The 23,384-nt window shown below is 48.9% G+C and carries 22 protein-coding genes; 12 read left to right on the top strand and 10 right to left on the bottom strand.

The genetic code is table 11. The features are described from left to right. Window positions 1-55: 55 nt before the first annotated feature. A complete protein-coding gene (gene aroC, locus BLU97_RS10675; RefSeq protein ID WP_074761563.1) occupies window positions 56-1,147 on the bottom strand; it encodes a chorismate synthase in 1,092 nt (363 codons plus the stop codon). Between the two features lie 26 nt (window positions 1,148-1,173). After that, the gene (locus BLU97_RS10670; RefSeq protein WP_074761562.1) at window positions 1,174-1,788 is read right to left on the bottom strand and encodes a peptidylprolyl isomerase; all 615 of its coding nucleotides are present in this window, start codon (window positions 1,786-1,788) and stop codon (window positions 1,174-1,176) included. 283 nt (window positions 1,789-2,071) lie between these two features. Between BLU97_RS10670 and BLU97_RS10665 the strand changes: the two genes are divergently transcribed. From BLU97_RS10665 to BLU97_RS10630, 8 genes are all read left to right on the top strand, one after another. Beyond that, entirely contained in the window at window positions 2,072-2,434 is a 363-nt protein-coding gene (locus tag BLU97_RS10665) for a hypothetical protein (RefSeq protein WP_074761561.1), read from the top strand. A 153-nt stretch (window positions 2,435-2,587) separates the two neighbouring features. Continuing rightward, entirely contained in the window at window positions 2,588-3,469 is an 882-nt protein-coding gene (locus BLU97_RS10660; protein ID WP_074761560.1) for a M48 family metallopeptidase, read from the top strand. Next, a complete protein-coding gene (locus BLU97_RS10655; RefSeq protein ID WP_074761559.1) occupies window positions 3,470-4,873 on the top strand; it encodes an aminopeptidase C in 1,404 nt (467 codons plus the stop codon). Then, window positions 4,866-5,573: an SDR family NAD(P)-dependent oxidoreductase gene (locus BLU97_RS10650; protein WP_074761558.1), complete on the top strand. Its 708-nt coding sequence runs from the start codon at window positions 4,866-4,868 to the stop codon at window positions 5,571-5,573. The genes BLU97_RS10655 and BLU97_RS10650 overlap by 8 nt, the downstream gene beginning before the upstream one ends. Before the next feature lie 26 nt (window positions 5,574-5,599). Further along, complete coding sequence (locus BLU97_RS10645; RefSeq protein ID WP_074761557.1) at window positions 5,600-6,046, top strand: GAF domain-containing protein; 447 nt, start codon at window positions 5,600-5,602, stop codon at window positions 6,044-6,046. A gap of 215 nt (window positions 6,047-6,261) precedes the next feature. Continuing rightward, window positions 6,262-7,311 (top strand): ketol-acid reductoisomerase, encoded by a 1,050-nt coding sequence (gene ilvC, locus BLU97_RS10640; RefSeq protein ID WP_033151233.1) that lies wholly within the window; start codon window positions 6,262-6,264, stop codon window positions 7,309-7,311. Window positions 7,312-7,365: 54 nt separating this feature from the next. Beyond that, window positions 7,366-7,830, top strand: coding sequence for a MaoC family dehydratase (locus tag BLU97_RS10635; protein WP_013065248.1), 465 nt, complete (start codon window positions 7,366-7,368; stop codon window positions 7,828-7,830). A gap of 5 nt (window positions 7,831-7,835) precedes the next feature. Beyond that, window positions 7,836-9,287, top strand: a complete 1,452-nt coding sequence (locus tag BLU97_RS10630; RefSeq protein WP_074761556.1) for an amidophosphoribosyltransferase — start codon at window positions 7,836-7,838, stop codon at window positions 9,285-9,287. 1 nt (window position 9,288) lies between these two features. Here BLU97_RS10630 and BLU97_RS10625 read toward each other — a convergent pair whose 3' ends face one another. From BLU97_RS10625 to BLU97_RS10610, 4 genes are read right to left on the bottom strand one after another with little or no spacing between them, the layout of a single operon-like run. Continuing rightward, window positions 9,289-11,196, bottom strand: coding sequence for an ATP-dependent DNA helicase RecQ (locus BLU97_RS10625; protein WP_074761555.1), 1,908 nt, complete (start codon window positions 11,194-11,196; stop codon window positions 9,289-9,291). A gap of 14 nt (window positions 11,197-11,210) precedes the next feature. Further along, window positions 11,211-12,932 carry a single-stranded-DNA-specific exonuclease RecJ gene (gene recJ / locus BLU97_RS10620; RefSeq protein ID WP_074761554.1) on the bottom strand — a complete coding sequence of 574 codons (1,722 nt, stop codon included), beginning with the start codon at window positions 12,930-12,932 and terminating at the stop codon, window positions 11,211-11,213. Continuing rightward, the gene (locus BLU97_RS10615; protein ID WP_074761553.1) at window positions 12,932-14,137 is read right to left on the bottom strand and encodes an aminopeptidase C; all 1,206 of its coding nucleotides are present in this window, start codon (window positions 14,135-14,137) and stop codon (window positions 12,932-12,934) included. Before BLU97_RS10615 ends, recJ begins: the two co-directional genes overlap by 1 nt. Before the next feature lie 19 nt (window positions 14,138-14,156). Then, window positions 14,157-15,557: an aminopeptidase P family protein gene (locus BLU97_RS10610; RefSeq protein ID WP_074761552.1), complete on the bottom strand. Its 1,401-nt coding sequence runs from the start codon at window positions 15,555-15,557 to the stop codon at window positions 14,157-14,159. A gap of 162 nt (window positions 15,558-15,719) precedes the next feature. Here BLU97_RS10610 and trpS point away from each other — a divergent pair, with 162 nt between their 5' ends. Then, window positions 15,720-16,808, top strand: coding sequence for a tryptophan--tRNA ligase (trpS, locus tag BLU97_RS10605; RefSeq protein ID WP_074761551.1), 1,089 nt, complete (start codon window positions 15,720-15,722; stop codon window positions 16,806-16,808). A 35-nt stretch (window positions 16,809-16,843) separates the two neighbouring features. Here the strand turns inward: trpS and trmD are convergent, their stop codons facing one another. Further along, entirely contained in the window at window positions 16,844-17,524 is a 681-nt protein-coding gene (gene trmD, locus BLU97_RS10600) for a tRNA (guanosine(37)-N1)-methyltransferase TrmD (protein WP_074761550.1), read from the bottom strand. Next, the gene (locus BLU97_RS10595; protein ID WP_074761549.1) at window positions 17,521-18,366 is read right to left on the bottom strand and encodes a patatin family protein; all 846 of its coding nucleotides are present in this window, start codon (window positions 18,364-18,366) and stop codon (window positions 17,521-17,523) included. Before BLU97_RS10595 ends, trmD begins: the two co-directional genes overlap by 4 nt. Window positions 18,367-18,479: 113 nt before the next feature. On the opposite strand from BLU97_RS10595, the gene BLU97_RS10590 reads away from it, so the two are divergent. Beyond that, on the top strand, window positions 18,480-19,478 hold the full coding sequence (locus BLU97_RS10590; RefSeq protein WP_139209003.1) for a hypothetical protein: 999 nt from the start codon (window positions 18,480-18,482) through the stop codon (window positions 19,476-19,478). Here the strand turns inward: BLU97_RS10590 and ligA are convergent. Beyond that, window positions 19,475-21,496: an NAD-dependent DNA ligase LigA gene (ligA, locus tag BLU97_RS10585; protein WP_074761547.1), complete on the bottom strand. Its 2,022-nt coding sequence runs from the start codon at window positions 21,494-21,496 to the stop codon at window positions 19,475-19,477. The genes BLU97_RS10590 and ligA overlap by 4 nt on opposite strands. A 79-nt stretch (window positions 21,497-21,575) precedes the next feature. On the opposite strand from ligA, the gene BLU97_RS10580 reads away from it, so the two are divergent. After that, a complete protein-coding gene (locus BLU97_RS10580) occupies window positions 21,576-22,043 on the top strand; it encodes a hypothetical protein (protein WP_074761546.1) in 468 nt (155 codons plus the stop codon). Further along, window positions 22,018-22,917 carry a DMT family transporter gene (locus BLU97_RS10575; protein ID WP_074761545.1) on the top strand — a complete coding sequence of 300 codons (900 nt, stop codon included), beginning with the start codon at window positions 22,018-22,020 and terminating at the stop codon, window positions 22,915-22,917. Before BLU97_RS10580 ends, BLU97_RS10575 begins: the two co-directional genes overlap by 26 nt. Window positions 22,918-23,170: 253 nt before the next feature. Here the strand turns inward: BLU97_RS10575 and BLU97_RS10570 are convergent, their stop codons facing one another. Beyond that, entirely contained in the window at window positions 23,171-23,380 is a 210-nt protein-coding gene (locus BLU97_RS10570; RefSeq protein ID WP_013065331.1) for a helix-turn-helix domain-containing protein, read from the bottom strand. Window positions 23,381-23,384 lie beyond the last annotated feature (4 nt).

The following is a 23,384-nucleotide window of genomic DNA, read 5'->3' as shown; positions in this document are numbered from 1 at the left end:
GTTTTTTAAACTACCAAATCTTTTTTGCAATTTTTTGCAATTAGGGTGTTCTTTTCTATAAAATTACCGCATTTCGCAGTAAAATATAGTCTAAAATTGTCATTGCAGCCATCGATTCAACAACAGGTACTGCTCTGGGCAAAACGCACGGATCGTGGCGCCCGTGAGCAGTGAAAGTGGTGGCATTTCCTTCCTTATCTACCGTTTGCTGTTCGGTAAGAATAGTGGCTACTGGTTTAAAGGCCACACGGAAGTAAATGTCCTGCCCGTTGCTGATGCCGCCCTGAATGCCGCCACTGTGATTGGTAGTGGTGGTGATGGGCGATGACTGCTGGTTGTCAGGTGATGGTACGAACACGTCGTTTACCTGACTGCCGCGCATAGTAGCGCTGTCGAAACCATCGCCATACTCAAAGCCTTTAACGGCATTGATGCTGAGCATGGCCTGACCTAACGAGGCGTGCAACTTATCGAACTCAGGCTCGCCTAAGCCTGTGGGACATCCCTTAATCACACAAGTAATGATACCGCCAATGGTGTCGCCCTCGGCCTTTACCTTTGCTATCAGCGCCTCCATTTCGGCCGCTTTCTGCTGGTCGGGGCAACGTACGGCGTTAGTCTCGGTAAGACTAAGGTCGTAGCGGCTGTAATCCTTATCAAGTGTAATATCGCCTACCTGTGAAGTGTAGGCCTGGATACTGATTCCCTTCTGGCGCAATACCAGTTTGGCTAATGCGCCGCCCACGCAACGACTGATGGTGATACGTGCCGACGAGCGGCCGCCACCACGATGATCGCGGATGCCGTACTTCTCGAAATACGTGTAGTCGGCATGCGATGGACGGAAAAGGTTACGCATATTCTCGTAATCGTTGGAGTGCTGATTGGTGTTACGAACGATGAATCCGATGGGACAGCCTGTCGACTTGCCCTCAAACACACCGCTCAGCAGTTCTACACGGTCGGCTTCCTGTCGCGAGGTGGTGATAGCACTCTGACCAGGGCGACGGCGATTCAGTTCGCTCTGAATAAACTCCATGTCGATGTCGATGCCGGCAGGCATGCCATCAATCACGCCGCCAACGGCCTCGCCATGACTTTCGCCGAAGGTAGTGAGTGTGAATATGTGTCCAAATGTGTTGCGCATAGTGGGTAGGGGATTATTATGATGGATTAGTGACAGTGTCCGCAACCGCAACCACAGCCATCGTCGTGGTGGTGATGCTCGTGATCGCAGCCCTCGTGATTGCAGCCCTCGTGGTCGCCACCGCAGCCACCACAACCGCCGCATCCGCCTGTCATATGCTTAATCAGGTGCTGAATCTCCTCGTCGGTAGCCTCGCGGTTCTCAATCACCTTACCCTTGAAGTTCAGGGTCTTGCCAGCCAATGGGTGGTTGGTGTCAACGGTAACACCGTCTTCCTCGATCTTTACCACCTTGGCCATGAACTGATGGTCCTCGTTGTCCATCAGAGTGATAACGGCACCCTCGAAGATGTTATCGTGATCGAAATGACCGTTAACGGTAAATACCTCGCGGCTAACCTTGTGAACACCCTCAGCTACATACTCGCCGAATGCCTGAGCAGGAGCCAGCTCGAAATCAAAGTCGCTGCCCTTCTCAAGACCCTTTACCTTCTCCTCAAAGGCGTCGAGTGCTACGCTGAATCCGGTGATAAACTCAAATGGACGGTCATCGCCAGTCTGCTCCTCAAGCTCACTCTTGCCATCCTTCAGGCTGTACAACTGGTATACAACCGACATGAATCTGTTTTTTGTCTCTTCCATTATACCTATTATATATATTTAGTTTCAGCCTGCAAAGTTACGCATTTTCTGCCAAATACACGAACGTTTAATTGGAAAAAGTAAAAAAATACTTATTTCTGCCTTTCTTTGATATGTATCAATAAAAGGGCTGTGTTCGCACACAATTACGCAAAAATAATTGCGAGTATCAAAAAATCGCCGTACCTTTGCACCGTCAAAAAGACAAAAGGGTAACAAATTAAAGTAAAAAAGTAGGTAGGCTGCAAAAAGCCACCGAGTAAAAAAAAGAAAGGGTAAAAAGATGAAAAAGATGATGATGACATTGGTAGCAATGCTGAGCATGACAACTGCATTTGCTGAGGGTGAGAACACTAACGCTGTAAACAACGTTGAGGCTTACAAGATGGACGTTAACATGGACAAGCTCTCAAAGGTTCTGAACCTGGCTATCGACCAGCGCGAGGCTGTTGAGAACATCCACAATGTATTCAATACTGAGATCTCATATGCAGCTCAGGCTAGCAACAGCGAGCGCGAGGCTATGGTTAAGCACGCTATCGATACCGACGTTAAGCGTATGCGCTACGTACTCAGCGAGGATCAGATGCGTACATACCTGCTGCTGCTGAACACCACTATCAACAACCGTGGTTTGAACAAGTAAATTCGTAGTTTTTTAGTTATTATTGGTCATTCTTTATAGAGGCATTCCTTCGGGAATGTCTCTATTTTTATGCTTAAAATTTGCAAATGTCGATTTTTTTTGCTTATTTTGCACGCTGAAAACGATAATAACTAAATAATTGCATAAAAAGGTATGAAGAAAATTAAGTTTTTACTCATGTCGATGGTTACCGCTCTGTTGGTTAGCTGCGGTACCACAAGTACTGTACCTATCACGGGGCGTAAGCAGAATCTGATGGTTAGCGATGGTGAGATGCTGAGCCTGTCGACCCAGCAGTATCAGGAGTTTATGAAAACAGCCAAGCTGTCTACCGATGCCACCAAAACCGCTATGGTTAAGCGCGTGGGACAGAATCTGGCCAACGCTGTGGTAAGCTATCTGAATGCTAACGGTATGCAGAACGATGTGCAGAACTACAAGTGGCAGTTTAACCTGGTGGCCGATAAGCAGGCCAACGCATGGTGTATGCCTGGCGGACTGATTGTGGTTTACGAGGGACTCCTGCCTATCACTCAGGACGAGGCTTCGCTGGCTATCGTGCTTGGACATGAGATTGCCCACGCTGTGGCACGTCACTCAGCCGAGCAGATGAGCACCCAGATTAAGCAGCAGTATGGTATTCAGGGTGTAGGTGCGCTGGCCAGTGTATTAGGTGTTGGTACCAATACCATTTCTCTGGGTCAGGCTATGGCATCGGCAGGTTTGAATCTGGCTAACCTCAAGTATTCGCGTAACCACGAGAGCGAGGCTGATTACATGGGACTGATTTTTGCTGCGATGGCAGGTTATAATCCTGAGGCTGCTGTTACTTTCTGGCAGCGTATGGCTTCGGCCAGCACCAGCAACACATCTGAGTTCCTGAGCGATCACCCATCAGATGCTACACGTATCAAGAACATTCAGGGTTGGTTGCCCGAGGCTAAGAAGTACTACAAGCCAAAGACCACCACTACGGCCAAGAAGACAACCACCGCAAAAAAGACTACAACTAAAAAAACTACAAAAAAGAAATAAATGAATAGAAGTACAATTACTATCGCGTTTGCTGCCTGCGCAATGATGGCACAGGCGCAGACACAGGGTGGAGGCATTTCTGCCCAGATGTTACAGGAAATCCAGAAGGAGCAGAAACAGTGTGGCAAGGAGCGTGTTATCGCTAATGCCATCTATGGTATGAGCATTGATGCGCTGGCCAAGAACTACAAGGTGGCCGCTCTGCCTATCGACACTCATTTCTCGGTTGAAACCCGTAAGCAGTCGATTACCGACCAGAAATCATCTGGACGTTGCTGGATGTTCAGCGGATTGAACGTGCTGCGTTCAAACTATATGGCTAAGGCCGATTCTGTTAGCATCGAGTTCTCGCAGGCTTATCTCTTCTTCTGGGATCAGCTGGAGAAGTCGAACCTGATGCTTCAGGGCGTGATTGATACCGCCAAGAAGCCTATGGACGATCAGCGTGTGCAGTTCTTCTTCCATTCGCCTATTGGTGATGGTGGTACTTTCTGCGGTGTGGCCGACTTGGCACCCAAATACGGATTGGTTCCCTCGGAGATTATGCCTGAGAGCTTTACCAGTGAGAACACCTCGAAGGCTCGCAGCCTGATTTCGTCGAAGCTGCGTGAGTTCGGACTCCACCTGCGTGATATGGTAGCCAAGAAAAAGAGTGCTGCCGATATCCAGAAGGCAAAGACCGAGATGCTGGGTCAGATTTATCGTATGCTGAAGCTGACACTGGGTGTTCCCGTTGAGAAGTTCACCTACGCTTTCCACGATAAGAACGGTCGCCAGCTGGGCGAGGCCAAGGAGTACACCCCACTGAGTTTTTATCAGGAGGTTGTTGGTGGTGAGCTGAATGGCACCTTCATTATGGTGATGAACGACCCACGCCGCGAGTATTACAAGACCTACGAGGTTGAGTATGATCGCCACACCTACGACGGCAGCAACTGGCGCTATCTGAACCTGCCTATGGAGGAGATTGAGCAGTTGGCTATTGCTTCGCTGAAGGACGGTCGTAAGATGTACAGCTCGTACGATGTAGGCAAGTTGCTGGATCGTAAGCGCGGCTATGCTTCGTTAGATAATTTCGACTACGGATCGGTATTCGGAACTACCTTTAAGATGGATAAGGCTCAGCGTATTTCTACTTTTGACAGTGGTTCTACCCACGCTATGACATTGACTGCTGTCGACCTGGATAACCAGGGTAAGCCCATTAAGTGGAAGGTTGAGAACTCGTGGGGGGCTACTAACGGCCAGCAGGGCTGCCTGATTATGACAGCCGACTGGTTCCGTGAGTATATGTTCCGACTGGTTGTAAATAAAAAGTATGTATCGGAGAAGTTGCTGAAGGCATACAATACCAAGCCGGTTATGGTAATGCCCGAGGACCCATTGTTCTTGCCCGATGAGTAAAGCTATTATTGTAGGCGCCTCATCAGGTATAGGACTCGAAGTGGCCCGTCTATTCATCCAGCGAGGCTGGACGGTAGGCGTGGCCGCTCGTCGTTTAGACCTGTTGCAAACCATTGGTGCTGCCGATGTGGAGCAGATTGATGTGACCAGTGCTGATGCACCCGAAAAGCTGATGCAGCTGGTTGATCGCCTGGGTGGAATGGATTTGTTTTTCTATGCCTCGGGTATAGGAAAGCAGAACCGCGAATTGACACCCGATATCGAGTTGGCTACAGTTGAAACCAACGGCTTGGGATTTACCCGTATGATAGGCTGTGCCTATCGCTTTTTTGCCCAGCAGGGCAGGGGGCATATCGCAGCCATCACCTCTATCGCTGGTACTAAGGGACTTGGTCCGGCACCTGCCTATTCGGCTACCAAAGCCATGCAGAATGTGTATTTGCAGGCCTTAGAGCAGCAGGCCAATGCACGAAAGCTCGACATCAGGTTTACCGATATCCGTCCAGGTTTTGTGGATACGGCCTTGTTGAGTGGCTCATTCCACTATCCCATGATGCTGAAGCCACAGGCTGTTGCACGCGAGATTGTGAGTGCTATCGAACATCATAAGCACATCCGTGTGATTGACTGGAAATATCGCATCCTGACTGCCGTTTGGCGCAGAATACCCAGATGCATCTGGCGTAGAATCAAGTTATAATTCAATTAAAACTAAACTATATAATAATGAATAAGGTAGAGAAATACCAGTTGCTGCAGCAGCAGATTAAGGCGCTGAGCGCTGGTGAGACCGATCAGGTGGCTGTGATGGCTAATGTGGCAGCTGCCATACATTTGGAGATGGGATTCTGGTGGACAGGATTCTATCGTGTACAGAACGATGAGTTGGTACTGGGTCCATTCCAGGGGCCTGTGGCCTGCATGCATATCGGCTATGGCAAGGGTGTGTGTGGAAGCTCGTGGAAACAGGGCGAGACCATCGTGGTGCCCGATGTAGAGCAGTTCCCAGGTCATATCGCTTGCAGCAGCGAGTCGCGTTCGGAAATTGTTGTGCCAGTAAGATCGGCCGAAGGCGAAATTATAGCAGTACTCGACATCGATAGCAAGGATTTAGCAACATTCGATGAGGTTGACAAGCAGTGGCTGGAAGAGATTGTCAAGGTGTTCGAATAAAAAATAAAAAAACGCAGAGAAATTTTTGGCAGTGTGGGCAGAAATGCTTAAATTTGCACCCGATTTAAATAGTTAACGCCCAAGTCGCATCCTCGTGTAGGGTGGGAGCGAACTGACAAGACGACGGCTCTCGGGTAGGGCTGGCACGGAACGCAGGGATTAAGTACAACTCCTTGGCAAGCTTATTGGCGAGCCGAGTAAAAATTTAAAGCTATATGGCACAAATGAATTTCGGTGGCGTAACAGAAACTGTTGTCACCAGCAAAGAGTTCTCACTTGAGAAAGCACGTGAAGTATTGAAAAATGAAACCATTGCTGTAATCGGTTATGGCGTTCAGGGACCAGGTCAGGCCTGCAACCTGCGTGATAACGGATTTAATGTGATTGTGGGTCAGCGCCCTGGCAAGACCTACGACAAGGCTGTGGCCGACGGTTGGGTTCCTGGCGAGACTCTGTTCTCAATCGAGGAAGCCGCTGAGAAGGGTACAATCCTTTGCATGCTGCTCTCTGATGCTGGTCAGATTCAGCAGTGGCCCACCATCAAGCAGTATCTGAAGCCTGGCAAGACTCTTTATTACAGCCACGGTTTCGCCATCAACTGGAGCGATCGTACAGGTGTAGTTCCTCCAAAGGATGTTGACGTAATTATGGTTGCACCTAAGGGTAGTGGTACCAGCCTGCGCACTATGTTCTGCGAGGGTCGTGGTTTGAACTGCTCGTATGCTGTTTACCAGGATGCTACTGGTAAGGCTAAGGAGAAGACTCTGGCCTTTGGTATCGGTATTGGTGCCGGATATATGTTTGAGACCACCTTCGAGCGCGAGGCTACATCAGACTTGACTGGTGAGCGTGGTTCGTTGATGGGTGCCATTCAGGGACTGCTGCTGGCTCAGTACGAGGTACTGCGTGAGCACGGACACTCTCCCTCAGAGGCTTTCAATGAAACAGTAGAGGAATTGACCCAGAGCCTTGGCCCTCTCTTCGGTGCTAAGGGTATGGACTGGATGTATGCTAACTGCTCGACCACCGCACAGCGCGGTGCACTCGACTGGGCTCCACGATTCCACGATGCTATCAAGCCCGTTATGGAGTGGTTGTACTACTCGGTACAGACGGGTAACGAGGCACAGATTACCATCGACGCTAACTCGAAGCCCGACTACCGCGCTGGACTGGAGAAAGAGTTGGAGGCTATGCGTAATCAGGAAATGTGGCGTGCTGGCGAGACCGTACGTAAGCTGCGTCCTGAGAACCAAGACGTATAACACTACAATCACGGGGGTGCACACGCATCCCCGTGATTCATTTTAAAATATGATATGGGAAAATTAGTAATTAATTCGTACGATGAATTCGCAGCCCACTTGGGTGAGGAGCTCGGCGCTTCTGACTGGCTGCAAGTAGACCAAGACCGTATTAATCTTTTTGCCGACGCTACACTGGACCATCAGTGGATTCACGTTGACGTGGAGCGCGCCAAGAAGGAGAGTCAGTATCAGAGCACTATCGCTCATGGCTATCTGACCCTGTCGCTGTTGCCCTATATGTGGGACCAGATTATCGAGGTGAACAATATCAAGATGCTGGTTAACTACGGAATGGACAAGATGCGATTCGGACAGCCAGTTATCACAGGCTCAAAGGTACGTTTGGTAACCAAGTTGCACAACATTCAGAACCTGCGTGGTATCTGTAAGGCAGAGATTGAGTTCAGAATTGAAATCGAGGGACAGCGCAAACCCGCACTCGAGGGTATCGCTTCGTTCCTGTATTATTTTAATTAATAGGTATGGGTGGATTTTTTGGAACCATTTCCACAAAGTGCTGTGTAAACGATCTGTTTTACGGCACCGATTATAATTCGCACCTGGGTACCAAGCGTGCAGGACTGGTAACTTTCGATGAGGAGAAAGGTTTTAGTCGTAAAATCCATAACCTGGAGCGTGATTACTTCCGCTCTAAGTTTGAGGATGAACTCGACTCGTTTTCAGGAAAACAGGGCATCGGCGTTATTAGCGATACCGACCCACAACCCATACTCGTTAACTCGCATTTAGGTCGCTATGCAGTAGTTACCGTAGCAAAGATTAATAACTTGGAGGAGATAGCACAAGAGCTGCTGGATCGCCGCATGCACTTTAGTGAGTACTCGGCCAATACCATCAACCAGACAGAGCTGGTGGCCCTGCTTATCAATATGGGGCGCACATTTGTTGAGGGTATCAACCTGGTGTACAAAAAGATTGAGGGATCGTGCTCGATGCTGATTCTGACCGAGAAGGGTATTATTGCTGCCCGCGACTTCCTGGGCCGCACACCTATCGTGATTGGTCAGAAGGATGGCGCCTATGCCGTAAGTAGCGAGACTACCAGTTTCCCCAATCTCGACTATAAGCGTGTAAGAGACCTTGGTCCTGGTGAGATTGTATATCTTACTGCCGATAAGATCGAGGTTCTGCAGGAGCCTTGGAAACGTGAACAGATCTGTTCGTTCCTCTGGGTTTACTATGGTTTCCCCGCATCAGATTATAATGGTATCAACGTAGAAAATGTACGTGAGACCAATGGTAAGATGATGGGTGAGAAGGATGAGACTGAGGTTGACTGCGTTTGCGGTGTGCCCGATTCGGGTGTTGGTATGGCACTCGGTTATGCCGAGGGTAAGGGTGTACCTTACAAGCGTGCCGTGCTGAAGTACACACCAACCTGGCCCCGTTCGTTTACTCCTGGTAACCAGGAGCGCCGTTCGCTGGTGGCTAAGATGAAACTTATACCTAACCCAGCCTTGCTGAAGGATCAGCGCGTGGTGTTCTGCGACGACTCTATCGTACGTGGTACACAGCTCAAGGATAATGTGAAGACTTTCTTTGAGTATGGCGCTAAAGAGGTGCACTGCCGTATCTCTTGTCCTCCATTGGTTTATGGTTGTCCATTCATCGGCTTTACCTCGTCAAAGAGCGATATGGAGTTGATTACACGCCGTATCATCAAGGACTTTGAGGGCGACGATAAGAAGAACCTGGAGAAGTATGCTACCACCGACTCGCCTGAGTACAAGCGTATGGTAGATGAGATTGCCAAGCGTTTGGGCCTTACCTCGCTGAAGTTTGCTAAGCTCGAGGATTTGGTTAAGAGCATTGGTATGGATAAGTGCCGTGTTTGCACACACTGCTTTGATGGCAGCAGCTACTGCCACGAGCATGATAAGGAAGACGATCGTCAGCTTAAGTTGGATTTCTAATTTAAGACTTCGCGATACAACCATCCTCCAGTCGGATGATATATTCTTCGTCTGTGAGATATTCAATTGCAGCATCGAGTTCGCTTACGGGCAGCTCGATGCTTTTTAATTCGGTAATAAAGTGGGGCTTGCCATCATTTAGCAGCTGCAGGATTTTCTGGGCAGCCGCATTTAGGCGGTCTTCATCCACCATGCCCTCAGCGCGATGAGCCAGACAAACATCGCACTGCTCGCAATTATGATCGTTCTCCTCGCCAAAATAACGTAACAGCTGTCGGCTACGACACACCTTATCGTTGGTAGCGTAGCGGATCATTGCTTTGATGTGGGCCTCGAACTGCACTTTGCGCTCTTCGTACACCTCGGGCATCAGCTGTACAAATTCCTTGTCCTCGCGTCGCTGGGTGTAGCGGATGTAAGGTGTCTTTTTTTGTGGGATAAAGTGCAGGATATGGCGTTGCGACAAGCTCTTGAGTACCAGGTAAACCTGCTGTGGCTTTAAGTTGGTGGCCTGCGCCAGGAAAGCCTCGTCGATAAAATTGTAATCGGTAAACAGGCCGCCGTAGTTGCGCAGCAGGGCCGTGATGATAGCCTCCTCGTTCGGACTGTTGTTTTCCAAACGATACAGGTCGTTACGGCTCACGGTAAACATAACGCGTGCCTTGTTGTCCTGCTCCTCTGTATATTCCAGATAGCCTGCGCGCTGCAGAATCTTGAGGGCCGAATCAACTCGGATAGGGAAGTGGTTGAAGTTGTGGCAGAACTTATCGATATTAAACTCGAACGTATGGTTATAGCCCGAGCCTACACCTATCTGATAATAATAGGCCAGATGCTCATAAACCTGGCGGATGTAATCCTTATCAGGGAAGGTGTCGGAAATGCGCTTTTTCAGCTTGGTTTCGTCGTGGCGGTTATACAGCAGCACGGCATATGCCTTGAAACCATCGCGACCAGCACGACCTGCCTCCTGGAAATAGGCCTCGATACTATCCGGGCAATCCATATGTATCACCACACGCACATCGGGCTTGTCGATACCCATTCCAAAAGCGTTGGTGGCCACCATTACACGATACTTGTTTTCCTGCCATTCGCGCTGTCGCTCATCTTTCGTGCTGGCATCAAGACCTGCATGATAGAATGTGGCTGTGATACCGGCCTCACTGATAATCTGCGCAAACTCCTTAGTGCGCAGGCGACTGCGGGCATACACAATAGCCGAGCCCTTCACGTGTTTCAGAATGTGTATCAGTTGTTCAGTCTTATCCTCAGCATGCCTTACCACATAAGCCAGATTCTTGCGCTCAAAACTCATTTTGAACACAGAGAAGTCGCCTGATAGTTTTGCTTGGATATCGTCAACTACCTGCGGGGTTGCTGTGGCGGTAAGTGCCAATACGGGCACACCTGGCACCAGACTGCGTATCTTAGCTATCTGCAGATAAGAGGGACGGAAATCGTAACCCCATTGCGAGATACAGTGGGCTTCGTCGACCGTAATAAAGCTCACCTTCATGTGGCGGAGCTTGGTTTGGAATAAGTCGGATGAAAGTCGCTCAGGTGAAACGTAGAGCAGCTTGATGGCGCCAAAGATGGCGTTTTCGAGTGTTACAATGATTTCTTCGTGGGTAAGTCCGCTGTAGATAGCGGCAGCTTTGATACCTCTGCGGCGCAGATTCTCAACCTGGTCCTTCATCAGGGCTATCAGAGGGGTAATTACAATGCAAGTGCCCTCGTGTGCCAAAGCTGGAACCTGGAAGGTAATGGATTTACCACCACCTGTAGGCATCAGTCCTAATGTATCGTGGCCACTACCGATAGACTCGATGATTTCGCGCTGAATACCGCGGAAATCATCGTAGCCCCAGTAGCGATGGAGAATCTCCCTATAATTATCAATTGTCAATTCTCAATTATCAATTAATCTTCCGAAGGCTGAATATCTTCGATCTGCAGCTGCACTTCGGTGCGCTTGTAGATATTATCTTCAATCGTGTAGACAATATCAAACGAACGTTTTGATTTAATGTAGCGTGCCGATGCACTCTGTCCGAAGGCAATGCCATTGAGCACGTTGCTCGACTTTGAATCAACTAGCTCGAGTTTGATGTGCTCCTGCTGGCGACCCACAACCTTCGAGGTGCCGTAATCGTATACATTGCGTGTACAGAACAATGGTTTGGGATTATCGGGCCCATGAGGTGCAAACTTCTTCAGGTCGTTGTGCAGACGTTTGGTAACATCCTTAAAGTCGATAACCGCATCGATATCGAGTGTAGCCTCAGTCTGTTCAGGCTGAATGTGCTCCATGACGTATTTCTGGAAGCGGCTGCGGAACTCAGGGATGTTCTCGATCTTGAGCGAAAGACCTACAGCATAGGTATGACCGCCAAAGTTCTCGAGCAAGTCGCGACAACTCTTGATGGCATCATACACATCGTAGCCAGCCACACTGCGGGCCGAACCTGTAGCAATACCGTTGAACTTGGTGAGTACTACCGTGGGGCGGTAGTAAAGTTCGGTGAGTCGCGAAGCCACAATACCGATAACACCCTTTTTCCAGTTCTCGTCGTAAAGCACGATACTGGCGTGGTGCTTCTGACTCTCCAGCTTTTCTACGATCTGGTTGGCCTCTTCGGTCATCTGCTTGTCAACATCCTTACGCTGTTCGTTGTACTCATTGATATGGTTAGCCTCGGCCAGCGCCTTGTTCAGGTCTTTCTCAACCAGCAGGTCGACAGCCTCGGTACCATTCTGCATACGTCCTGATGCATTGATACGTGGTCCAATCTTGAATACGATATCACTCATAGTGATTTCGCGTCCGGTCAAGCCACAGATATCAATAATAGCCTTTAAGCCTACCGACGGGCTCTGGTTCAGTTGCTTCAGTCCGTGGTAGGCCAGAATACGGTTCTCGCCCATGATAGGCACGATATCAGCTGCAATACTTACAGCACAGAAATCGAGCAGAGGTATCAGTCGCGAGAATGGGATGCCATTGTTCTTGGCAAATGCCTGCATAAATTTAAAACCTACACCGCATCCACACAGGTCTTTGAATGGGTAGGTGGAATCTTCGCGCTTGGGGTTGAGTATCGCGACAGCATTGGGCAACTCATCATCGGGCACGTGGTGGTCGCAAATGATGAAATCAATGCCCAGACTCTTGGCATAGGCAATCTCTTCGATGGCCTTGATACCGCAATCCAGTACTATAATGAGCTTGATGCCTTTTTCTGCAGCATAATCAAGTGCTTTCTTACTGATACCATATCCTTCGTCGTAACGGTCGGGGATATAATATTCGATATTTGAATAGAACTGCTGCAGGAATTTGTACACCAAGGCAACCGCCGTACATCCATCGACATCGTAGTCGCCGTAGACCATGATACGCTCTTTGCGCCCCATCGCATCGTTGAGCCTGTCTACCGCCACATCCATGTCGTTCATCAGGAACGGATCTATCAGCTCGTTGAGCATCGGACGGAAGAAGCGCTTGGCAGCGCTCTCCGTTTTGATGCCTCGTTGGATAAGGAGATTGGCGAGTATCGGACTCATGCCGATTTTCTCTCCAAGCTCCTTAGCCGCCGTCTGTTGTTCTGATGTAGGTGGTTGGTAATTCCACTTAAAATGCATTAGATACCTAACTTTTTACGTATGTCGGCAGGAATAGCATTCTTATTAATCAGGAAGTCCATCGTGTTCAGAGCGATGTAATCCTTTGTCATATACCAGATTCCCTTGTAGGCACCAGTCTCACCCCAAGAGTTCTTCACCAGATAATACTCCTTACCATACTGATCCTTGGCAACACCGTAAATCAGCATACCGTGGTCGTCGGTCAGCTCCCAGTTGTCGAAACGCTCCTGGCGCATCTCCTGTGTAGGCTTAACCTCAGGCACCTTGCAACCCAGTGAGTCGATGATGTTACGCTTCTTGTCCTGAGCCAGGTTCAGCCAGCGAGCCATATCGCTACCAGCGAGGCTCTGAGCAGCTTTACCGTCAACTGCATAAGCCAGACCGTTACGTGTGAATCCCTCTTCTGATACGTCGCCGCCCCATGCGATGGTGTAACCGTTCTCAACAGCGTTGTCGATCACGCGCATCATCTCGTCCATAGGCAGGTTGTAGCTCTGTGGGAAACGCCAGTTGTCCTGTACCTCTACAGCGAAAGTAGAGTAGAAGGGGTGGTGAGTATAGCTGGTAATGCTAACATAATCGTCGAGGTTGATGCCTAACGAAGCCATGAAGCTCTTTGGAGTATACTCCTTGCCCTCGAAAGTGAATTTCTCAGGGCACTTACCCAGATAAGCATCCAGGATACCCTGCAATCCAACCTTCCACTGGTTAGAAATCTTGCGAGCGCTGCTCTTTGCAATAGCTGCAACGTATGGCTCAAGCTGGCCAAAGAACTCGTTGAAGTTGTTGAGTGAGTCGCCATAGAGTGAGCCTGGGAAAGGCATGATGCCCTGTGGCACGATACCGTGGGTCTTCAGTGTGTGGAGCACGTCCTCAGCACTTCCACCCTGAGAGAACTGGCAATCGCCATGGAAACGAACCACCTGAATGGCACGATCCATGTAGGTCTTGTTGGCTACGAACGACTCGTCGAGGTCATAGCTCTTACCTGTAGCCTTCAGGATCTCAGCCTCAAAGAAAGAGAGGGTAGAGTAGTCCCAGCACGTACCCGAACGGTTCTGGTCCTTAATGCTTGTGATGGGGTTCTCTTTGATGGTTGTGAACACGGGCTTGTTCGCATCCTTTGCGGGCGCCTTTTTCTTGGCTGCCGAAGCACTCAAGGCCATGATAGCCACGAGTGCGAGTGTTGTCATTTTCTTCATTTTGTTTTTTATTTTTAATTTATTGATTATTCATTGCCATAAACTCCTCAACATCCTTGGGGTGATAAGGAATTCTGTTTTTGCCCAGGAATCGGCAACCATCCTTGGTTATTAGGATGTCGTCCTCAATGCGAATACCGCCAAAGTCCTTGTAGGTTTCGAGCTTGTCGAAGTTAAGGAACTCCTTGCAGTGTCCGCTGGCCTTCCACTCGTCGATGAGCTGTGGAATAAAGTAGATACCAGGCTCGTCGGTAATCACAAAGCCCTCTTCAAGCTTGCGGCCCATACGCAGACAGTTGGTACCAAACTGCTCGAGGTTAGGACGTGTCTCCTCGTCAAAACCTACGTAAATCTGACCCAGTCCTTCCATGTCGTGAACGTCCATACCCATCATGTGTCCCAGTCCGTGAGGCAGGAACATGGCATGGGCGCCGGCACGAACGGCCTCGTCGGTATCACCCTTCATCAACCCGAGCTCCTTCAGACGCTCTGTCATCAGTCGGCATACTGCAAAGTGCACATCCATATATTTTACGCCTGGTTTAGCCACCTCGATAGCATAGTCGTGACAAGCCTCTACAATCGAGTAGATTTCCAACTGGCGCTGACTGAACTTGCCGTTAACAGGCATGGTGCGGGTGTGATCCGAGCAATAGTCGTCGAGTTCGCATCCTGCATCGCAAAGAGCCAGTCGGCCTGCTTCCAGTTTAGCATCCGATGGGTTGCCGTGCATAATCTCGCCATGCTGACTGAAGATAGTTGCAAAGCTGGTACCTTGAGCCAAACTGCGGGCGATACCGTCCACCTGTCCGCCGATATAACGCTCGGTTACACCTGGACGAATCAGCTTCTGGGCTGTGGTATGCATCATATAGCCCACCTCGCAGGCACGCTCAATGGCATCAATCTCCTGTGGCTCCTTGGTGGCGCGCATTTTTACTACAGCCTTAATCAGCTGCAACGAGGCCTGCTCCTTCTGCTGGTTGGGATGAATGCCCAGCAGGTCCATAATCTGTATCTTGGTATCGAAACGGTATGGGGGCAGGAAGTGATATTTAGTGTTGGTTGAGAGGTGATGGATATATGTAGCCAGTTCCTTCATAGGAGCAGTCTTCTTTACACCAACCTCAGCAGCCAGATCGGCTACCGATGGTGTAAAGCCCATCCATACGATATCCTCTACGTCGATATCATCGCCAAAAATCATCTCTTCGTTGTTGTCGATATCAATCACACCTACCAGTCCGTCGCGGTGCTGTCCAAAGTAGTAAAGAAATGAAGAATCCTGTCGCATAGGAGCATAAGCGTTGGCCGGATAATTAACCGGTGCATCGTTGTTTCCAAACAGAATAATAACTCCTTCGCCTACGAGTTTCTTCAGTTCTTCGCGTCTCTTAATATAAGTATCTATGCTAAACATTTGTCGAAAATACGTTTAATTTTATCAATTTGTCGGCAAAGATACACATTATTTATCAAAAAGCCATCCCTTTACCCCTATTTTTTACAATAATTATGCAGATTAGTAGAATTTATTTCGTACCTTTGCACGCAAAAATTGAAAAATAAGACTAAAAGACATATGGGAAAAGTAATTTTGACGGGCGACCGTCCCACTGGTAAACTTCACTTAGGACACTATGTTGGCTCACTTCGCCGACGTGTGCAATTGCAGAATCAGGGCGATTTTGATCGCATGTTTGTGTTTATGGCCGATGTGCAGGCTCTGACTGATAATGCTGATAATCCTGAGAAAATTCGCCAGAATATCATCGAGGTAGCACTCGACTACCTGGCTGCAGGTCTCGATCCTGAGAAGTGTACGCTCTTTATCCAGAGTCAGATTCCTGAGCTGGCCGAGCTTACCACCTATCTGATGAACCTGGTTTCGGTTAGTCGTGTACAGCGCAACCCAACTGTTAAGACCGAGGTAAAAATGCGTGGTTTCGAGGGCGAGAGTATTCCTCTCGGATTCTTCTGCTACCCTGTATCACAGGCTGCCGATATCACTCTGTTCAAGGCTACCACCGTTCCTGCAGGTGAGGACCAGGAGCCTATGCTCGAGGTAACTCGCGAGTTGGTTCGCCGTTTCAATCAAATTTATGCACCTGTATTGGTTGAGCCTAACATCATGCTGCCTGAGAACCTGACTGCACGCCGCTTGCCTGGTACTGATGGTAAGGAGAAGATGTCGAAGTCGCTGGGCAACTGCATCTACCTCTCTGATACAGCTGAGGATGTATGGCAGAAGGTGCGCTCTATGTACACCGACCCTGAGCACGTGAACCTGAACGATCCTGGTCACGTAGAGGGCAACGCTGTGTTTACTTATCTCGACGCTTTTTCTACCGATGAGGATTTTGCCAACTTCCTGCCTGAGTATCAGAATCTCGACGAGCTGAAGGATCACTACCGTCGTGGCGGTCTGGGCGACATGAAGTGCAAGAAGTTCCTGAATCAGGTGCTCAACCAGTTCCTGGAGCCAATGCGCCTGCGTCGTGCAGAGTTTGAGAAGGATATCCCAGAGATTTACAATATTCTGAAGAAAGGTACCGAGCAGGCCCGCGAGGTAGGCGCCCAGACGATGGACGAGGTTCGTAAGGCCATGCGTATCGATTACTTTAACGATGCCGAGCTAATCCGTCAGCAAGCTGAACGTTTCGCAAAATAAAAACAAAAATGGTGCTCAACTCGAGCACCATTTTTTTATTTCTCTTTTAGTAAGTCGGGACGGAGACGGCGTGTACGCTCCATGGCCTGTTCAAACTCCCATTCGCGGATCTTGGCCTCATTGCCGCTCAGCAGTATCTCGGGCACCTTCCAACCTTTGTAGTCGGCTGGGCGTGTGTAGATAGGAGCCGCCAGAATGTCATCCTGGAAACAATCGCTCAGTGCACTCTGTTCGTCACCAATCACGCCTGGCACCACACGCACAATGGCATCGGCAATCATTGCTGCCACCAGTTCGCCCCCCGTCAGCACAAAGTCGCCGATAGAAATCTCTTTGGTTATCAGGTGCTCACGGATACGCTGGTCGATACCCTTATAGTGGCCAGCCAATATAATCAGGTTGCCCTTCATTGAGAGGTCGTTGGCCATGTGCTGGTCGAAACGCTCACCGTCGGGCGATGTATAGATCACTTCATCATAGTCGCGCTCAGCTTTCAGGGCTGTGATACAACGGTCGATAGGCTCGCACTGCATCACCATGCCTGCACTGCCGCCGTATGGGTAATCATCCACGCGGCGCCATTTGTCAAGTGTGTAGTCTCTCAGGTTGTGCAAACGGATTTCTGCCAGTCCCTTCTTCTCTGCTCTTGCCAGAATCGACTCGTGTACAAAGCCTTCCAACATTTCTGGCAGTACGGTTATAATATCTATTCTCATCTATAAAATGCTTTAATTCGTTCTATATATTTTATACCTGTTTGACGGCCAATATCATACACATGCTGCATCTCATCAGGGTTGTGCGAGATATGTCCGATGGGCAGTTTCTCGTCGGGACGTATCACCAATGCTCGTCCCGTTGACTCTGCCTGATACACATACGACAGTTGCTGGTTGTACATCACGTGTCGCTGGTCCATCGCCTCTATCATCTTCGGATATTTTCTGAGGGCTATGCGCATCAGTGGCATCAGCTTGTTGTGCTCCTTCACGTAGCCGTCGGGCTGGGTGAGTATCACCAGATTCTTTTCGTAGCCGATGCTTTCAAAATATTCCAAAGGGATGGAGTCGGCCACACCACCGTCAAGCACCTTCATGCCTTCCAGTTCTACCACCTTCGAAGCCAGTGGCATTGAGGCCGAAGCACGAATCCAGTCGTAAGTAAGCTGGGTAGCTTCGGTTAGCTGCTTATAGACTGGCTTGCCTGTTTCTACGTCTGTGCAGACGGCATAAAACTCCATCGGGTTCTCATTAAAGGCCTTGTTGTCGAAGATATCGTATTGGGTAGGTATTACATGATAGCCAAATTCTGCATTGTACAGGTTGCCCGTTTTCAGCCACGACTGCCAACTGCAGTAGCGACTGTCGCGTGCAAACTGCTTGTTGTAGCGTATGCCTCGACCTGGCTGTCGACTCTTGTAATTACAGCCAAAGGCTGCTCCTGCCGAGACACCAATCAGTCCGTCGGGCTCAATCCTGGCTTCCATCATCACATCGATGATGCCTGCCGTAAACAGCCCGCGCATAGCGCCTCCTTCTAATACCAGTCCCTTTTTCATGGGTGCAAAGATAATTATTTTAATTAAGAATTAAGAAATAAGAATTAAGAAATAACAAAAATTATGTTGATTATTTGGCGATTTCGCTTTTTCTACTTATTTTTGCAGCAGTTATGAATAGGATAGCATTATTGGTTGTATCGTTTATGACGTCGCTGATGGTTTGTGCTCAAGCCATCTATGATCCTAAGTGTATCACCATGATGGATGCACCTTTGGAGGGTACCGATTCGGCGTTTATACCTGCACTTAAAAGCGTGGGATTTGTACCTGTTGAGAACGACGACGAAGAAGAGGGTACCTATCATTTTACGGGCGACTTTTATGGTATTAAGGATGCCCGTCTTGAGGTAACGGTAAACGATAAGACCAAACTGCTCAGTGAGGCTACTGTAACCTGTGGTCCTTATCGCACCCGCGAACTTTACGAGCGCAATCAGAAGTATCTGCTAGGTAAACTGCAGCGCGAATGGGGCAACTTTAAGGCCAAAGGCGATGGTTCGCTCTATATTCTGACTGAATACGGCTATATCCGTCAAAGCGTGACGCTCCACGAGAATGGGGCGCACTCCATCAGCTACTATTATCTGAATATGGCACCTTATTATAAAGATGCGTCGAACATGGGACTGAAGGGCTTTGTGCAGGAGGTCATCACCGAGAATCCTGTGGCGGAGAACCCCATCGAACATTTCGATGAGACGGGTAAGATAGAGTCGGCAGAACTCACTGAACGAAAGTATAATCAGGTGGGCTATCTGATTTCGGCTACCACCACCGAGGGTGGCGAGAAAAAGCTGATTGCCTACGAATATAATGATGAGGGCAATCTGAAGCGTACCATTCAGACCAATACTGTTTCGGGCTTGAAACTGGTTACCGAATATAAGTGGAACGATGATGGCGAGATGGTGCAACAGAGTCAGAAAGCTTTTGATAAGACCAATGAGTGTATTATGAGCGTAACGATGAAATACGACATACAGGAACGCGACGACAACGACAACTGGACTAAAACGAATCTCCACATCACCAACTGGCTAAAAGGACAGCGTGCCCAGACGATGGAAGTCGTCCAGACACGCACTATCAGTTATTGGGATGAGGATTAACCTATCATCTCCAGGAATTCCTCTTCGCTTACAATCTTTATTCCAAGTTTTTCTGCCTTCTGCAGTTTTGAGGGGCCCATATTCTCGCCAGCCAGTATAAACGATGTTTTACTGCTGATGCTACCTACGTTTTTACCACCATTCTGCTCGATGATGATCTTGTACTCATCACGACTGTGATGGGTAAACACACCACTAATCACAATGCTTTGGCCCTCAAGTTTAGTGGATAGTTGAGAGTTCTGCGTTGCCAGTTCCATCTGCAAACCGTAATTTCTGAGGCGTTCGATAATCTTCAGGTTTTCCTCGGTATGGAAGTAGGTGATGATACTCTTGGCCATCACCTCGCCGATACCCTCAATCTCCTGCAACTCCTCAATGCCGGCATTCATCAGCGCATCTATATTCTTAAAATGGCGTGCCAACAGCTTGGCTGATGTTTCACCCACAAAACGGATGCCAAGAGCGAATACCACGCGCTCGAAAGGTACCTCCTTAGAGGCTGCAATGCCGTTCACAATGCGCTGGGCTGACTTGGTTCTGCTACCGTCGCCATTAATCTGCTGTACATCAATATCGTATAGGTCGGCAATGTTATGTATCAATCCGTGACGGTAGTAATCATCCACCGTCTCAGGACCCAGTGAATCGATATTCATGGCCTTGCGGGCAATAAAATGCTCGATACGACCCTTGATTTGTGGCGGACAACCGCTATCATTTGGACAATACCACGCTGCTTCGCCTTCGTAGCGGACCAATGGGGTGCCGCATTCAGGGCAACGCTTAATAAACTCAACGGGCTGGGCGATGATGGGGCGCTGATCGATATCCACACCCACTATCTTTGGGATAATCTCGCCACCTTTCTCTACATATACGTAGTCGCCAATATGCAGGTCGAAACTCTTGATAAAATCCTCGTTGTTCAGCGTGGCGCGCTTTACGGTTGTGCCAGCCAACTGCACTGGGTCCATATTGGCCACAGGGGTGATGGCACCAGTACGGCCCACTTGATAGGTAACCTCGTTCAGTCGGGTGCAAACACGCTCGGCCTTGAACTTATAAGCGATGGCCCAACGTGGACTCTTGGCTGTAAAGCCTAAGGCACGTTGCTGACGGATAGAGTTTACTTTCAGCACAATACCATCTGTTGCTACAGGCAGTTTTTTGCGCTCAGTATCCCAATAGTTGATGAAGTCGTAAATCTGCTGCAGCGTTTTTACCTTCTTCATGCCCTCTGATATCTTGAACCCCCACTGGCGGGCCACTTCCAAATTCTCATAGTGACCTTCGGCAGGCAACTCTTCGCCTAGCAGATAATACAAGTAGGCATCCAGCTGGCGGCTTGCTACCAAGCTCGACTTCTGACTCTTCAATGTGCCGCTTGCTGCGTTTCGTGGGTTGGCGAACAAGGGCTCCTTGGCCTCTTCGCGCTCCTTGTTCAGGCGCTCAAACACGTTCCAGGGCATCAATATCTCGCCGCGAATCTCAAATTCGCGAGGGTAGGCTGGGGCAGCGAACAAGTTGTCTGAGGCTGGTGGTGTCAGCACCAAAGGTATCGAGCGTATCGTTTTTACATTCGCTGTCACATCATCGCCATGCACACCATCGCCGCGTGTCACGGCCTGTGTCAGCTTGCCATCCACGTAGGTAAGTGAAATCGACAGTCCGTCGTATTTCATTTCGCAGCACACCTCAAAATCCTCGCCCGCCAGGCCTTTCTTCACGCTCTCGTACCAGTCGGCCACATCCTGTTCGTTGTAGGTGTTGGCCAGCGATAGCATGGGGTATTTATGCTCCACCTGTCGGAACTCCTCGTTCAGGTCGCTACCCACGCGTTGGGTGGGCGAATTTGGGTCCGCCATCTCAGGGTGCTTAGCCTCCAGGTCCTGCAGTTCGTGCATCATAAAGTCGAACTCCTGGTCACCGATGGTTGGCTGGTTCAGCACGTAGTATTTGTAATTATGCTCGTGCAGCTCTTTGCGGAGCTGTTCAATACGCTTAATTTCGTCCATGATTAAAAATAATTATTGGTTGCAAATTTACTATTTTTTTTTGTACGAACCAAAAAAATAGTGTAATTTTGCAATCGTTATGTGGATGATGTTTCGTGTGGTGCCCATCATGTGGCACGCTGTTCGTCCCAGTAGGGTGGTTGATATGCCTGCTGTGGTAAACTCTTTCTGGATGCGGAAGGGGTTCGAGGGGCTCACGTTCTTTGGGCATATCCTTACCCCGTCGCAAGCTGAGGCCGATCTATTTGGAAATCATCAAGAGATGAAGAACCACGAGATGATTCATCTGCGCCAAGCCCAGTCGTGTGGCGATTCGTGGTGGCGCTTCTACCTATTATATATATGGTACTGGCTCAAGGCCCTGCCTGCCAATCGACAGCTAAAGCATGGCGCTTACCTGGTGAATCCCTTCGAGCTGGAGGCCTATCGCCACATGAACGATCTTACTTATCTGGCCAATGGCAAGGCTACTGAATGGCGCCAATACGCCAAAATGTCAATCAAAGAAAGAATCAAATTGTATGAACAAAAAACTACAAGCGCATAGCGCTATTTTTTTAGCTAACACCATCTTCGGATTAGGTGTTCCTGTAACCAAACTGTTGCTCGATGAGTGGGTTACCCCTATGGGGTATATGGCCTCTCGTTCTTTGGGAGCTTGTATCGTGTTTTGGGCGATTGCGGCTTTTTTGCCTAAGGAGAAAGTCGAACGTAAAGACTTGATAACCATACTGTTTGGCGGTTTGCTTGGATTTGTAGTTTCACAAACCCTTACTGCCTGGTCGCTCGATTATACCAGTCCGGTTTACTTCTCGCTTATAGCCACACTTACACCTGTTGCGGTAATGCTTTGTGCGGCACTCACCATTGGCGAGAAGATTACGCCTATGAAATCGCTTGGCGTGTTGTTGGGTATAGCAGGTGCTGTGTTGATGGTGTTAATGAGTCAGTCGATGGGGTCGGGTAAGAACGATCTTATTGGTATCGTACTTGCCATTCTGAGTGTACTTACCTGGGCCATCTATCTCATTATCACCCGCAATGTGGCCTCCAAGTATTCACCCGTTACCCAGATGAAGTATGTGTTCCTTATTTCAGCCATCGTTACCGTGCCTATCGCTTGGCCAGAACTCTCTGCCAACGCCCTCTATACCCCAGCGTGGGGCTGGGATGGTGTAGCCGAGATGGCCTTTATTGTGATTGGTGCCACAGCCTTAGGTTTCTTCCTCATTCCCTTTGCCATGAAGTATCTGCAGGCCACAACGGTAAGCATCTATACCAACCTGCAACCCGTTATCGCCTCGTTTGTGGCCATCCTTCTGGGACAGGATGTCATAACCTGGGATAAGCCCGTAGCTGGTGCCTTGGTGCTCATTAGTGCCTACATCGTTACCGTTGTTACCGAAAAGAAAAATAGTTGACAATTCCTACTTCGCTTATAAACTCCTTTTGTGCGTTGAATTAATTCAAAAAGGCTATTGAATTAATTCACGAGGGGTTTTGAATTAACTCAGGTGACATACTGTATTCTAAGTTCATGCAAAAACGTTTTTACGTTTTTTACCTTACAGGCATTTGATGATGCTTGTTACTATGCCGATTATTGTGGTAAGGGCTAAATGAATGGCCCAGAGGATAATTGGGTGTAGCATACTGATTAAATTAAAATTGTGATTATTCGTCTCTATATTCAAGGATGTCGCCTGGCTGGCAACCTAACTCGCGGCAGATGGCTTCGAGTGTGCTGAAGCGGATGGCTTTGGCCTTGCCTGTTTTCAGTATCGAGAGGTTGGCAAGGGTCAGACCTACGCGCTCAGCCAGTTCGCTGAGCGACATTTTTCGTTTAGCCATCTCAACGTCTAAGTTTACTACTATTTGTCCCATAGGC

Origin of the sequence: Xylanibacter ruminicola (assembly GCF_900107775.1) — a bacterium.
In the GTDB taxonomy this organism is placed as follows: domain Bacteria; phylum Bacteroidota; class Bacteroidia; order Bacteroidales; family Bacteroidaceae; genus Prevotella; species Prevotella ruminicola_C.
The sequence above is the reverse complement of the archived record's forward strand: the minus strand, read 5'-3'. Positions and strand labels throughout refer to the sequence as shown.